Genomic DNA, 13969 nt, shown 5'->3' on the forward strand with positions numbered 1-13969 from the left:
TTGGTTTTTAAAAATCTAATTTCTCGATGATTTGGTTAGCAACAACTTTAGCGCTTTGCTCATCGGTACGTACAACAAAATCGGCAACTTCTTTGTATAGGGGCTCGCGTTCTTCTGCTAAGCGCTCTAGTACGTTACGAGGTGCTTCTTCAGTTTGCAGTAATGGGCGACGCTTGTCGCGTTGCGTACGTGCAACTTGCTTTTCTATAGGTGTCTCTAGGTATACAACGATACCTCGGGCCGAAAGCTTGTTTCGAACTTCTTTGCTCATTACTGAACCACCACCGGTAGCAAGTACAATACCTTGCATCTCGGTTAAATCGCCAATAACAGACTCTTCTCGAAGTCTAAAGCCTTCTTCACCTTCAAGATCGAATACCCATGCAATATCTGCACCTGTGCGGCGTTCGATTTCTTGATCAGAATCAACAAATTCAAGGTGTAATTGGTCAGCGATGTGACGACCAATCGTGCTTTTGCCAGCCCCCATGGGGCCAACTAGAAATATATTACGTTTCTCAGCCATATCTTTTAGTACAAACAAACTCTAAAATTTGAAATAAAACCCCGCCTAACGACCTGGCCCCAAAATTAAGGAGGGGATTATCTCAGTAATTGCAGGGGTATTTCAAGTCAATTAGAATAAAAAGCCATATAACGAGCAATTAATCTAAATAATCACCCGTTGGTTAACATAAAACCACTGTATTTTAATCAATTTGTATTTTCGGTGTCACGAAAATAAGTAATTCACGCTTTTCATTAAACTCACTTGTGGTTTTAAATAGTCTTCCTACGTAAGGAATATCACCTAAAATTGGCACTTTACTCGTAGTATTAATGATTTGCTGTTGGAAAATACCACCGAGTACTACGGTTTGGCCATTCTCGACTAACACTTGTGTTTGAATTTCTTGAGTATCAATAGACACCGCTTCACCAGTACCTGTTTGTACGGTATCACCACGTGTATCTTGAGTAATAATTAAATCTAGAATTACTTTATTATCAGGTGTGATATGAGGTGTAACTTCTAAGCTCAGTACCGCTTTTTTAAAGCTTACGGTAGTAGCACCGCTTGAAGCTGACTCTGTATAAGGAATTTCAGTACCTTGCTCTATTCGCGCTTTTTGCTGATTAGCCGCTATTATACGTGGACTTGCAATAATCTCGCCTTTATTCTCTTCTTCAAGCGCACTTAGTTCTAAATCAATCAGCGTACCGTTAGCCAGTTTTGCTATGTGTAAGCCAATGCTAGCCGCAGGGTTAGTGATAGGTAAATTTACATTCAATCGGTCTGAAATACTTGGTGCATCTGAAGTAGATGTCGCATTATAAATACCTTCTGCGCCTTCAAGAGAGCCTGAAATACCAACACTACTGCCTTGGTCACTAAAGCCCCAACGTACGCCTAAGTCTTCAGTAACGTTATCGCGTACCGTTACCATCCGAGATTCTATTACAACCTGCTGCACTGGAATATCAAGCGTTTCAATCATGCGGCGAATGTTTTCTATACTCTTAACAGTATCTTTTACTAACAAAGTATTTGTACGTTGATCAACAGATACACTACCACGGGCAGTTATAATACTGTTTGTATCTGTTTTTAATAAGTCAGCAAAATTTTCGGCTTTAGCATAGTTTAATCGGATGTATTCACTATATAGAGGCTCTAAGTCTTCAACTTGCTGTTTAGCTTTTAAATCTTTGGCTTCACGTGCTGCAAGTTCTTCTGCAGGCGCTACCATTAATATAGAGCCATCCATGCGCTTATCTAGCCCTTTAATACGTAGTACTACGTCAAGCGCTTGATCCCACGGTACACCATCTAGGCGCAGCGTTATATTGCCCGTTACTGAATCACTGGTTACTAAGTTAAAGTCGTTGTAACCCGCGATAATTTGCAGTGCTGCACGCACAGAGATATCTTGAAAATTTAAGGTCATAGGACGACCTTGATACTCAACCCCACCATCTAAGTACGCATTTTGCGTTTCATCTTTTTCTATTGTCAACGTTAAAATATTATCTATTTGCTGATACGTAAACGTGAACTGAGCATTAGGTTCGATAACAACACGACTTAAACCATCTTCTTTAAAAGTCTCGATATTACTTACAACAGTTCCAAAATCTAATACATCTAATTCATAAAGTAGATCGTCTAAAATATCGGTGTGATGAAAGTCAGCATAAATTTTCCCGCCACTTTCATGGACTTCAATTGCAGCTTGAGTGTCTTGTAAAAATACAAGTACTTTTGCTTCACCCTTCTCACCACGTCTAAAATCAATTGACTGGATACGGTTAATGTAATTTCCACTTACATCACCTGAGTCCATCACTACATCTTCATTTTCAGATTCTGTAAGAGGGTTATCAGAGACACGTATCGATACTAAATTGTTATGAACTTCAGTCTCATAAATTTTTAATCTATCTAAGTTTACCGTTACCTTTAAACCACTGTTAGTTAAAACATTAGTAACACTGCTAATTCCAGCTTGATTAACTTCAACATCATTTAAACCAACTTCTAACTCTGCAGTATCAAAAAACATTTCGATTCGGGCTGGGCTATTAAACACTTGAACTTTTGGTTCAAAGGTTAACTCTTCATCAAAAACAAGCTGTAATTCAGTTTCGCCTTTAAGTAATGGATTATAACGAACATCATAAAGCAATGGCCCAGCTATGGCTGAGTTTACAGTGACTAAAGCAACAGCAGCCAGTAATGTCCGTGAAATACGATGAAGCCAAAGTACATCCTTATGCATCCTATTTTTACCTTTTTTATTATTAATTTGCGCCATCTGTTGCCGCCTCTAACATTTCTAATTTCGTCAGGCGCTCTTTCCAACAGCCAGACCCATCAGGGATTAATTCCACTAATTCTATATAGTCGTTGCTTACTCTTTTTACTTTGCCATCATAACTTCCAAGATAATTCCCTACCGTTACGCGGTGCAAAGTGTCATCTGTTGCTGTAATTAATGCCCATATTTGTCCACTAGAGCCAATTGTGCCTTTCATTGCTAAATTATCTAGCGGGTATTTCTCTAACGGTTCGCGGCGACGCTCTTGATCTGGGTGCAAACAGTTTTTTACTTGCGTTAGTTTATTTTGAATAATCTCAGGCTGAGGCGCTACAAACGGGCTACGTAGCTGACCAGCACTATACTCAAATATTTCAAACTTTGTCAGTTCAGGAATCGTCTCAACCTTTGGTGTGGTGCTTGCTTTTACCTGATCAATAAATTCTTTTTGCTCAGAAGTGTCATCATTACAACCAGCTAAAACAAACGCTATAGCTAAAGGTACTACGCGAAGGAGTTTCATTTTTTAACCCCTTCTTCATAACGATATGTTTTTGCAACAACACTGAATGTTAACTGTTTATCGCCCGATGATAAAATAGAAAAGTCATGTAAGCTTACAATTCGGGGTAACTGGGCCACTTTACCTACAAACTCACCAAACTCATGGTAGCTACCTATTACTTCGATTTTAATAGGTAGCTCGGTATAAAATTCTTTTTCAACTTCTGGCAGCCAACCTATTTTTAAAAAAGTCAGACCACTCGTTGTCCCAACATATGATAAATCATCAAGTAAACCAGGAGTTTCGTTCGAAGTGGGTAGACGCTTTAATAGCTGTGAAAACTTATCTTCCATTTCAATCATTTGTTGACGATATATTTCAAGGTTGCTCGCTACTGCATACTTAGTTCGATAAGTTGTTCGTAGTTCAACTTCTTTTGCCACGGCACTATGGTAGCTGTCAATTTCATCAGAAACTAATAGGCTATAACTAAAAAACAATACAAGGCCCGCAACAAATGTGCAGCAAATTGCTTTAACAGCAATTGGCCAATCACCAATGTTATCAAGCTCTATTTCATTCCAATCAATTTCACTCAGTGCTTTAAAATCAAGGTTCATCGCTAACCTCACCAATTTTATCAAATGGTTTTACATAAAATTCCATATTAAAATCACTAAGTAAACGCGAAGATTGATCGCCTGCAACAATGCCCTGCATTGAAGGATTCTCTAGTAAATATGAGCTTTGTACTTGGCGGAGCATTGTTGATAGGCGATTATTAGATTCACTACGTCCTAAAACATGTATTTGGCTGCCTTTGCGCTCCAGCTTTGTTAAATAAACGCCACCTGGCACTATTTTGGCAACTTCATCCATTATTTGCGTACCCAAATTACGGCTGCTTTGCAATTCTTCAATGAGCCTCATACGCTGTTGTAAATTTTCCTTTCTTTTATCTAAGCTTCGTATTTCACTTATTTTTTTATCTAGCATGCTAATTTCTGAGCTTAAATAATTATTCTTTAAATTTTGACCATCTTTTAAAGCGCTATAAAAAGAACTTAATAAATACATACTTGCAAAACAAAGTATAACGACACCAACAAGTATAGTTACAAATTTCTTTTTCGATTCTTCGCGCTGCGATTCACGCCAAGGAAGTAGATTTATATGTGGCATGTTGAAAAGCTCCTTAATGCCAACCCGGTCGCTATTGCAAACTGCGTTTTGTGACGCTGCATTATATTACGATCTACCTTTGGGGAGATTTCCATATTTACAAAAGGCTCTGCAACAACAGAGTGAATACCGAGTTCTTCAATAAGCAATCGGTCGATACCTTTTATCATCGATGTACCGCCCGTTAATACAATATAATCTATTTGCTCTTTACCACTGGTTGTTAAAAACATTTGCACAGCTCTGCGAACTTGTTGAAGTAACGAAGTTTGAAAAGGGGCTAATACTTCAAAGGTATAGTTTGGCGGTAAATCACCTGATGTTTTGCCTATTTCGGCTTCATCAAAGCCTTTATTATAATAAGCAACAATACTATTTGTATATTGATCGCCACCAAAAACTTGGTCACGGGTATAAATGGTTTCCCCAGCTTGCACAACACTCACAAGCATTAAAACTGCGCCAATATCGACCACAGCCACACACTTATTAAATGCATCGCTAGGTAATTGTTGATAGTAAACGTCCATAGCACGGCTCAATGCGTAGCTTTCTACATCTACTATTTTGGCTTCTAAATTTGCGGCTTCTAAAGCGCCCACCCGTGCTTCAACACTCTCAGTACGAGCAGCCGAAAGCAAAACATTCATTTTGCTAGGATCGGCCTCATTCGTCGAAAGCTTCTCAAAATCGAGGCTCACTTCATCAAGCGGGTAAGGGATTAAACTATCAGCTTCAATTTCAATTTGCGATTCAAGTTCAGCATCTGTTAACGATACATCCATGAAGATCACTTTTGTAATAACTGTTTGGCCAGAAACAGCCACTGCAGCAGATTTTAACGACTTCGGTAATTTTTTTCTTAATTTTGTAATAACGTTACCAATCGCTTCAATATCTTGGATTGTGCGCTCACTCATCGCACCTTTTGGCATCGGCTCAATTGCAAGTGCTTCTAGTCGAAATCCAGTTTCAATTTCACGTAAAAGCACCGCTTTGATAGAGTGCGATCCAATATCAATTCCTACCATCATCGGGGACGGTTTTTGAAATAGTTGACTTAGCATGTTTCAACTTGGCCTTTGTTTTAATAATAAACAAGTTATAATTTTTATCTGAAAAAATATTATTCATTTTTTAATCAATATATACTAGCAGTCAAAACTCGCAATTGGGAGTCCATTTAGGGAAATATAAGTGATTTTATTAAAACGAACTTTACAATTTTTTATCATTTGTGTGTTAATTGGTCTGATCACTTTGGTCAGTCTTTATTACTACGTTAAACCTGATATCCCCAGTGTGCAAGTTTTAAAAGACGTGCAATTACAAACTCCTATGCAAGTATTCACAAAAGATGGGCTTTTAATCAATCAATTTGGTGAAAAGCGTCGTATTCCAGTGACTATTGATGAAATTCCTCAAACCCTCATTAATGCATTTTTAGCGACAGAAGATAATCGATTTTACGATCATATAGGCATAGATCCTATAGGTATTGTACGTTCGGCTATTGTTCTTATATCTACCGGCGAGAAAAAACAAGGCGCAAGTACTATTACTATGCAGCTTGCTCGTAATTTCTTTTTAACTCGCGAAAAAGCATATATTCGTAAAGTTAAAGAAATATTTATAGCGCTACATATTGAAGGTGTATTAACAAAAGACGAAATTTTAGAGCTTTACCTTAATAAAATAGAATTGGGTAATCGCGCTTTTGGTATTGGTGCTGCAGCACAAGTTTATTACGGTAAGGAGTTAAAAAATTTAACACTTGCACAAATGGCGATGATTGCAGGTTTACCGAAGGCCCCTTCAGCTTTAAACCCAATTCGTAACCCAACGCGTGCAAAAGCACGCCGAAATGTTGTTTTAGGGCGTTTATTAACTGAAAATTATATTACTCAAGAAGAATATAACGAAGCAACGAGCCAACCTATCACCGCTTATTTTCATGGTGCTGAAATAAATTTATACGCCCCGTATATTTCTGAAATGGTGCGCGCTGAAATGGTCTCGCGTTATGGAATAGATAAAGCTTACAACTCAGGTTTTAAAATTTTCACCTCGGTAGAGTCTAAAGTTCAAAAAGCAGCGCAAAACGCACTTGTAAACAACTTACATAATTACGATATGCGCCATGGTTTTAGAGGACCAACAGATGTTTTATGGGATCCTGAAACACAACCTGCTTTAACTGAGCAACAAATACTCAATAAATTACAAAGCGTAAATGAGTTGGGTACTTTGAAAGCAGCAGCCGTGCTTAGTGTTAATGATAAAACAGCGTCGGTATTACTTAAAAGTGGCGAGCGCACAACTCTTACTTGGGATAACTTAAAATGGGCGCGTAAATATATTACTCGTTACCGCCAAAGTTTTGCTCCAAAAGCAGCTACAGATATTTTAACGCCAGGAATGCAAATATGGGTGCGTAAAAATGAAGATGACAGCTACTTACTAAGCCAAATACCAGAAGCATCAAGTGCTATTGTGTCACTCGACCCACAAGATGGCAGAATTAAAGCTATTGTAGGTGGTTACAGCTTTGAGCAAAGTCAATATAACCGAGCGGTACAAGCAAAGCGTCAAGTAGGTTCTAATATAAAACCTTTTATATATTCAGCAGCACTTGAAAAAGGTTACACGCTTGCGTCTATATTAAACGATGCTCCTATAAACCAATGGGATAAAAGCCAAGGCGTAGCATGGCGCCCTAAAAACAGCCCTGCTGTATATAATGGTCCGATAAGAATTCGCCGTGCTTTAGCACAATCTAAAAACGTTATTTCGGTGCGCTTACTACGCGGCGTTGGATTACAACGTACAGCTGATCATTTATTAAAGTTTGGCTTTAAAGATTCAGACATTAATCGCAGTGAATCACTAGCACTGGGTAGTGCTTCCATTACACCACTTGAACTTGCTCGTGGCATGAGTGCATTTGCCAATGGTGGCCACTTAATTGAACCTTACTTTATTTCAGAAGTTCAAGATGCTTACGGTAATGTATTGTTTAAAGCAAACCCTGCCCTAGCCTGTGATGAAGAGCCTTTACCAACACGCAATGAATTCTCACTTCATAATAGTAGTGATGAAGTGGAACCAACAAAAAAATGTGCACCGAGAATTATTTCTAAGCAGAATGCATTTTTAATTGCTGATGCAATGCACAGTGGTATTTGGGGCGGCGGTAGTTGGGCCCATAAAACGGGTTGGAGTGGCACAGGTTGGCGCGCACAAGCTTTAGAACGTCGTGATCTTTCGGGTAAAACAGGCACAACTAACGATTCTGTAGACACCTGGTTTAGTGGTTTTAATAGTAAAGTAATGACTTCTGTGTGGGTGGGCTTTGATAACCCAGGTAACGCTCTTGGCCGTTCTACGTATAATAACAACTTAGATAGCAGCCAAATATCTGGTGCTGAATCGGGAGCTAAAACAGCGCAGCCTGCATGGATTGAATTTATGAAAGCCGCACTTGAGGGAACACCTGAAGCGCCAATTGAGCCACCTGAAGGGCTTGTTTCGATTCGTATTGATTTAGCCACTGGTTTGCTAAGCCACAAAAATGACTACACCAGCCGCTTTGAATACTTCGAAAAAGGCACTGCACCGACAAAGTATGTGCTATCTCAGCCAAACGATATATTTGAAGAAGACACAAAAACCGAAGAAGAGCTATTTTAATAATACCTCTGTAATACAAAAACGGCAGCTTATTTAAGCTGCCGTTTTAATTTAAATAATCGCTTATTTTAAGTTTTGAACAAGCCAATATAAATCAGAGTGTACACCCGCAGCGGTTACTTCTTTCCCAGCCCCAGGCCCCTGAATCACAAGCGCGTTATCACTATACCATTTGCTATTAATTACAAAAATATTATCGCCAGGTGTAAGGTTTGCTAACGCATCCCCATTAGGCACATACGTAATTCCTACTTTAGCGATAACTTCAGTTTTTGTTATATCTAATAGGCCTGTGTATCTCAGTACTGAGTTATTAGCTTTTGCTGTATCAGCATGCTCTTCAATGAACGCATCTAGCTGGGCTTTATTGTTTAGAAAGTCTTCCCAGCTTCCTAGCGCAAGCTCACCGGGCATTAATGCCGATAAGCTAATATCATCAAGCTCAAGCTCTATACCTAACTCTCGGGCTAAAATAAGTAACTTACGCTGCATATCTCGTCCAGATAAATCCTCGCGAGGGTCAGGCTCTGTGAACCCCATTTTCTGTGCTTCTAATACCAACTCAGAAAAAGCAGTCGTACCATCATACTTACTACATAACCACGAAAGCGTACCCGAGAATACGCCTTCAATACGCGTAATTTTATCACCACTATTTTGCAAATCAGCCAAAGCAAAATTGATAGGTAAGCCTGCGCCTACACTTGTATTATACCGCCAATGTAAATTACGTTCGCCAAGGTTACTACGAAGTGCTTTATACCAAGAAGTCGGTGCTGTACCTGCATATTTGTTAGCACTAATTAAATGACAATCTCTGTCTACAAAATCTGTATATAAAAAGCTAAACTGCTCACTTGCGGTAATATCAATTAACACTTTATGTTCGTAGTCAAGCTCGCTTATCGCATTAAGTAAATCCGCAGCTTCATAGCTATTCGCCTCATGCTGCCATTGAGTTTTCCATTGCGATATATTTATGCCACTTGCATTAAATAACATATGTTTAGAGCGAACCAGCGCTACCAATTTAATACTAAAGTCGCCTGATAAACGCTCAAATTGTGCCGATAACTGTTCAATAAAAGCATCGCCTACATTGCCAAGGCCCGCAACTATAACGGCTATTTCTTGGCCTTTATTGATTAGCTTATCGTGTAAGGCGCTTTGTATATCGCTATCTATAAATTGGTCTGTTAGTAATAAAACATAACCATTATCTTGATGCACAAAACGTGGCTTTATAGTCTGTTCAGCTAATATCTCTAAAGCTTGCAGTTTTAGTACGCTAACGTCTTGCTCAGGGGCAACAATTGCACAGCCATTTAAATTTGACTCACTAATATTAGCTCTACCAGCAAAGTAATTAATAACTTGATATGTTTGTGCAGCCGGTACTACTAAATACACTTCACCATTATGGTTAAAATGATGAAGGCTATGCTGAATAAGCTGACTAACGCTTGCGACCTCACCTTCACTTAATCCTTCAACCATTAATAAATCAACATTTTGCAGCGTGGTTATAAAGCGCTTTTTCTTTGCTGAACCTTCTTTTACTATATCTGTTGGGCTTGCTTGCACATCAAAACTACTACGAACAGCTAGCTTAATATCGCTGTTTTTAAGTGGTGATAGTGTTTTTGCATGTAATACAGGGTTACCCAAACGAGCTAATAAATTAGCTTGCCCGCGACAAATTTTGCCGTACTTAATCGCTTTTTTTACCTTACGAGGATCAGTACTAAACACTCCCTGTGTATCGGTCCAAATACATACTTGCTTAGCATTACAGTAATTTGCAAGTAGTGTTGCACTATAATCGCTACCGTTGCGTCCAAGTGTTACGGTCTCACCTTTCGTATCAGCGGCAATAAACCCAGTAACAACATTTATCTTATTAGGCAAAATTGACTGTCGACATTGCTGCGCATTTTGCGCATGCATTAATTCACCATCGTTTAAGGTAAAAAGACTACGGGCATCTTGAGCACACGCCTCAATATTTAACTGCTGTAAATAAGTAGCGAGTAAACGTGCTGACCACAGTTCCCCATGCGCAAGTAACGCAGCCTCTTTTAGCTGCTCAGCTTGAGCAAGTTCTGCAATATTACTAAGCTCGGTATTTAGTGTTTTAAGTGCGCTGCGCTTTAAATCAGCTTGTAACAACTGCTCAATTAAATCGCTTTGATGGTTATTTAACTGCAGTAAAATATCAGCGACAGCTTGCGTGTCTTGCAGCTGATAACTTTGCCACAACGACACAAGTGTATCTGTAGTCTTACCTGCAGCAGACACTACAACACAGTCGCCCGGCTGAGTATGCCCTATAATTATTTTAGCTACGCTTTGATAGCGCTCACTAGAGCTTAAGCTTGAACCACCAAATTTATGTACACAATTGACCATATTTATACCAATTCGCTTAATTAAGTTGTCTATTTTGAGGTAAGAAAACCGTATCGATAACAAGGCAAAAATTTCGTTATTTAGTTGTTCTATATTAGGAATTTTTAACGATGTTATCGTGCGGTTTAATCCCTCAAATTGATTAGGTATTATTGCGGATTGGTATTACTTACCAAAGCGCTGGACGGGCTGCACTTAATTTAACGTTTCCACCAGAAGTGCCAGCACCTTTGCCTACACGGCCAACATTTTTATTTTGCCCTGGTTTTACAAGTTCAAATACTCGTTCAAAGTCAGCTATTAAATCGTGTATATCTTCAATCCCAACCGAAATACGAATAAGCGTGTCGCCCACACCCGCTTCTAAACGTGCCTTTGCCTCCATGCCTGCGTGCGTCATAGTTGCAGGGTGACAAATTAAACTCTCTACGCCACCTAGTGACTCAGCTAAACTAAACGTTTTAAGACTAGTTAAAAATGCTGCAGCGTCGTTTATATCGCCTTTAATATCAAAACTAACCATGCCACCAAAGCCAAGTTGTTGTGCTTTAGCAAGCTCATGTTGAGGATGCGACTCAAGTCCTGGATAGTAAACTTGGCTTACAAAATTGGAACTTTCAAGGTACTTAGCTATTGCTAGCGCATTTTCTTGGTGCTGCCTTAAACGCACATTTAGAGTACGTAGACCACGAAGCGTTAAATAACTATCAAAAGGAGCGCCCGTAATACCAATATTATTTGCCCACCAAGCAAGCTCATCACCAAGCTCTTGTGTTGCAGCAATAACAGCGCCGCCCACTACATCTGAGTGCCCGTTAATATATTTAGTAGTTGAATGCACCACAATATCTACACCAAACTTAATAGGGTTTTGTAAGGCAGGAGACAAAAACGTGTTATCTGCGGCAACCAATGCACCGCATTGCTTAGCAACATCGGTAACCGCTTTAATATCGGTTAAACGAAGTACTGGGTTACTTGGAGTCTCTATCCAAATAAGCTTAGGCTTAATTGCTAAAATTTGTTGAAGGCTTTCTTCTTTTGTTAAATCTAATACTTCAAGCTTCAATAATCCGCGTTTTTGTAACGATGTAAATAAACGATAGCTACCACCATAACAATCATGTGGAATTACTAACGTGTCGTCACTGTTAAGTAGCTGAGTAGCTAAATGCACGGCAGCCATACCAGTGGCCGTAATTATGCCACGAGCGCCGCCTTCAAGCTTAGCAAGCGTCTCTGCTAAAATATCACGATTAGGGTTACCACTGCGGCCATAATCATACTCACGCTTAGTATCAAAGTCGGCAAACGAATAAGTCGTTGATAAATAAATTGGCGGCACCACTGCACCATGATGTTTATCAGCATCAACGCCGTTACGTACAGCAATGGTCGCTTTGTTTTTTTCGCTCATATTCGTCACCTGATTAATTTGGATGTTTAGACGTCTAAAAGAGTAAGTTATCCGTTTTAATAAGTCAAAGGATTTTAAAGCTCTAGATGGCTAAAGTTAGGAAAGGCGTTTGCTAGTATCACATTTTAGCTCACAAAAGTGAGCTTATTTTTACATCCCAAATAGGCTTATTAAGATAGATCGGTATCTATTATTTGACTATCTTTTTTAAATCGATAGAATTTCACGCATATTTACACGCTTTTTATACCGTGTGAGAAATTAATAATCTGAGGCAACGATACATCTTATGGCTAAATGGAATGGTGAGTATATTCACCCATACGCAGAACACGGGAAAAAATCAGAGCAAGTTAAAAAGATCACCGTTTCGATCCCGCTAAATGTATTAAAAGTTTTAACGGATGAGCGTACGCGTCGTCAAATCAACAACCTTCGCCATGCAACAAATAGTGAATTGCTATGTGAGGCGTTTTTGCATGCCTTTACTGGTCAACCTTTACCAAATGACGATGACCTACGTAAAGACAACGCCGAAAAAGTACCAGAAGAAGTTAAAAAGATAATGCAAGAAATGGGTTTAGAAGTGCCTATTTTAAACGAAGAATAAATCGTTACCTTTTTAATCAAAAAACCTCAGCATTGCTGAGGTTTTTTTGTTTAAGCGTTATATATTACGCCATATAGTTTTCAGGCAAGTCAATTTGCGCAACACCCGACTCTACCGCAGCAAGTGCTACAGCTTTAGCTATACGCGGTAGTAAACGCGGATCCATTGGTTTTGGAATAATGTACTGCGCACCAAACTCTAGCTTATCTACGCCTGCGGCTTTTAAAACTTCTGCAGGTACAGGCTCTTTGGCAATACTACGAATAGCCTCAACTGCAGCAATTTTCATTTCATCGTTAATCGCGCTTGCACGTACATCAAGCGCACCACGGAAAATAAACGGAAAACATAAAACATTATTTACTTGGTTAGGGTAATCAGAGCGCCCTGTTGCCATAATTAAATCGTTGCGTGCGCCGTGAGCAAGTGCAGGATCGATCTCTGGATCTGGGTTTGAACATGCAAACACGACCGGTTTTTCTGCCATTAGTTTTAAATCTTCGGCAGCTAACAAGTTAGGACCCGAAACACCAACAAACACATCCGCATCTGCAATTACATCTTGCAATGTGCGTTTATCGGTATTGTTAGCAAAAAGCTGTTTATATTCATTTAAATCATCGCGACGAGTATGAATAACACCTTTGCGGTCAAGCATATAAATGTGTTCACGCAGTGCACCACACTTAATTAACAGTTCCATACACGCAACTGCAGCAGCGCCTGCACCTAAACATACAATTATTGCATCTTCAATTGATTTACCTTGTACTTCTAGCGCATTTAACATGCCGGCAGCCGTAACAATGGCGGTGCCGTGTTGGTCGTCATGAAAAACAGGAATGCTACAACGCTCTATTAATGCTTTTTCAATTTCAAAACACTCTGGTGCTTTAATATCTTCAAGGTTAATACCACCGAATGTGTCAGCAATATTGGCCACCGTGTTAATAAAGTCTTCTGTTGTTTTGTGCTTTACTTCAATATCAATAGAATCAAGCCCTGCAAAACGTTTAAACAATAACGCCTTGCCTTCCATTACGGGCTTAGACGCTAAAGGACCTAAATTACCCAAGCCCAAAATTGCAGTACCATTAGTGATAACCGCAACCATGTTACCTTTACCGGTATATTTATATGCATTTGCAGGATCTGCGGCAATTTCACGTACAGGTTCAGCGACACCTGGGCTATAAGCTAGGGCTAAGTCTTGAACTGTTTCAGCTGGTTTTGTTAGCTCAATGCTAATTTTACCAGGTACGGGATGTGAGTGATAATGTAGTGCTTGTTCACGAAAGTCAGACATAACGCGATGGTATCCTGCAATTTAAGTTAAA

Annotated in this window: 11 protein-coding genes; 2 read left to right on the plus strand and 9 right to left on the minus strand. The window is 39.3% G+C overall.

Going from position 1 to position 13969, the window contains the following annotated elements:
- Positions 1-7: 7 nt before the first annotated feature.
- The 6 genes from aroK to ABX891_RS16440 all read right to left on the minus strand — a co-directional run bounded on the left by aroK (position 8) and on the right by ABX891_RS16440 (position 5573).
- Positions 8-526, minus strand: coding sequence for a shikimate kinase AroK (gene aroK, locus ABX891_RS16415; RefSeq protein ID WP_004589350.1), 519 nt, complete (start codon positions 524-526; stop codon positions 8-10).
- A gap of 184 nt (positions 527-710) precedes the next feature.
- The gene (locus ABX891_RS16420; protein WP_002958379.1) at positions 711-2816 is read right to left on the minus strand and encodes a type IV pilus secretin PilQ; all 2106 of its coding nucleotides are present in this window, start codon (positions 2814-2816) and stop codon (positions 711-713) included.
- Positions 2803-3342 (minus strand): pilus assembly protein PilP, encoded by a 540-nt coding sequence (locus tag ABX891_RS16425; RefSeq protein WP_002958378.1) that lies wholly within the window; start codon positions 3340-3342, stop codon positions 2803-2805. Before ABX891_RS16425 ends, ABX891_RS16420 begins: the two co-directional genes overlap by 14 nt.
- A complete protein-coding gene (locus ABX891_RS16430; RefSeq protein WP_002958377.1) occupies positions 3339-3944 on the minus strand; it encodes a type IV pilus inner membrane component PilO in 606 nt (201 codons plus the stop codon). The genes ABX891_RS16425 and ABX891_RS16430 overlap by 4 nt, the downstream gene beginning before the upstream one ends.
- The gene (locus ABX891_RS16435) at positions 3934-4506 is read right to left on the minus strand and encodes a PilN domain-containing protein (protein WP_002958376.1); all 573 of its coding nucleotides are present in this window, start codon (positions 4504-4506) and stop codon (positions 3934-3936) included. The genes ABX891_RS16430 and ABX891_RS16435 overlap by 11 nt, the downstream gene beginning before the upstream one ends.
- Positions 4494-5573 carry a pilus assembly protein PilM gene (locus ABX891_RS16440; protein ID WP_024596029.1) on the minus strand — a complete coding sequence of 360 codons (1080 nt, stop codon included), beginning with the start codon at positions 5571-5573 and terminating at the stop codon, positions 4494-4496. Before ABX891_RS16440 ends, ABX891_RS16435 begins: the two co-directional genes overlap by 13 nt.
- A 130-nt stretch (positions 5574-5703) precedes the next feature.
- Between ABX891_RS16440 and ABX891_RS16445 the strand changes: the two genes are divergently transcribed.
- Positions 5704-8196, plus strand: a complete 2493-nt coding sequence (locus ABX891_RS16445; protein ID WP_354630035.1) for a penicillin-binding protein 1A — start codon at positions 5704-5706, stop codon at positions 8194-8196.
- Between the two features lie 63 nt (positions 8197-8259).
- Here ABX891_RS16445 and metL read toward each other — a convergent pair whose 3' ends face one another.
- Both metL and metB read right to left on the minus strand, forming a co-directional pair.
- Positions 8260-10605: a bifunctional aspartate kinase/homoserine dehydrogenase II gene (gene metL / locus ABX891_RS16450; RefSeq protein WP_354630037.1), complete on the minus strand. Its 2346-nt coding sequence runs from the start codon at positions 10603-10605 to the stop codon at positions 8260-8262.
- Between the two features lie 169 nt (positions 10606-10774).
- Positions 10775-12022: a cystathionine gamma-synthase gene (gene metB / locus ABX891_RS16455; protein WP_039485856.1), complete on the minus strand. Its 1248-nt coding sequence runs from the start codon at positions 12020-12022 to the stop codon at positions 10775-10777.
- Between the two features lie 289 nt (positions 12023-12311).
- Here metB and metJ point away from each other — a divergent pair, with 289 nt between their 5' ends.
- A complete protein-coding gene (gene metJ, locus ABX891_RS16460; RefSeq protein WP_002958371.1) occupies positions 12312-12632 on the plus strand; it encodes a met regulon transcriptional regulator MetJ in 321 nt (106 codons plus the stop codon).
- A 64-nt stretch (positions 12633-12696) separates the two neighbouring features.
- On the opposite strand, the gene ABX891_RS16465 is transcribed toward metJ, so the two are convergent.
- Positions 12697-13938 (minus strand): malic enzyme-like NAD(P)-binding protein, encoded by a 1242-nt coding sequence (locus tag ABX891_RS16465; RefSeq protein WP_002958370.1) that lies wholly within the window; start codon positions 13936-13938, stop codon positions 12697-12699.
- Between the last annotated feature and the right edge of the window lie 31 nt (positions 13939-13969).

It is taken from the genome of Pseudoalteromonas sp. NCIMB 1079, assembly GCF_040567695.1.
Classification (GTDB): domain Bacteria; phylum Pseudomonadota; class Gammaproteobacteria; order Enterobacterales; family Alteromonadaceae; genus Pseudoalteromonas; species Pseudoalteromonas distincta.

Bases quoted from the DNA above. Each gene is read 5' to 3' on its own strand.
- ABX891_RS16435 (WP_002958376.1), bottom strand. From the start codon at position 4,506: ATGCCACATATAAATCTACTTCCTTGGCGTGAATCGCAGCGCGAAGAA.
- ABX891_RS16465 (WP_002958370.1), bottom strand. From the start codon at position 13,938: ATGTCTGACTTTCGTGAACAAGCACTACATTATCACTCACATCCCGTA.
- ABX891_RS16420 (WP_002958379.1), bottom strand. From the start codon at position 2,816: ATGGCGCAAATTAATAATAAAAAAGGTAAAAATAGGATGCATAAGGAT.
- aroK (WP_004589350.1), bottom strand. From the start codon at position 526: ATGGCTGAGAAACGTAATATATTTCTAGTTGGCCCCATGGGGGCTGGC.
- metB (WP_039485856.1), bottom strand. From the start codon at position 12,022: ATGAGCGAAAAAAACAAAGCGACCATTGCTGTACGTAACGGCGTTGAT.
- metJ (WP_002958371.1), top strand. From the start codon at position 12,312: ATGGCTAAATGGAATGGTGAGTATATTCACCCATACGCAGAACACGGG.
- metL (WP_354630037.1), bottom strand. From the start codon at position 10,605: ATGGTCAATTGTGTACATAAATTTGGTGGTTCAAGCTTAAGCTCTAGT.
- ABX891_RS16430 (WP_002958377.1), bottom strand. From the start codon at position 3,944: ATGAACCTTGATTTTAAAGCACTGAGTGAAATTGATTGGAATGAAATA.
- ABX891_RS16425 (WP_002958378.1), bottom strand. From the start codon at position 3,342: ATGAAACTCCTTCGCGTAGTACCTTTAGCTATAGCGTTTGTTTTAGCT.
- ABX891_RS16440 (WP_024596029.1), bottom strand. From the start codon at position 5,573: ATGCTAAGTCAACTATTTCAAAAACCGTCCCCGATGATGGTAGGAATT.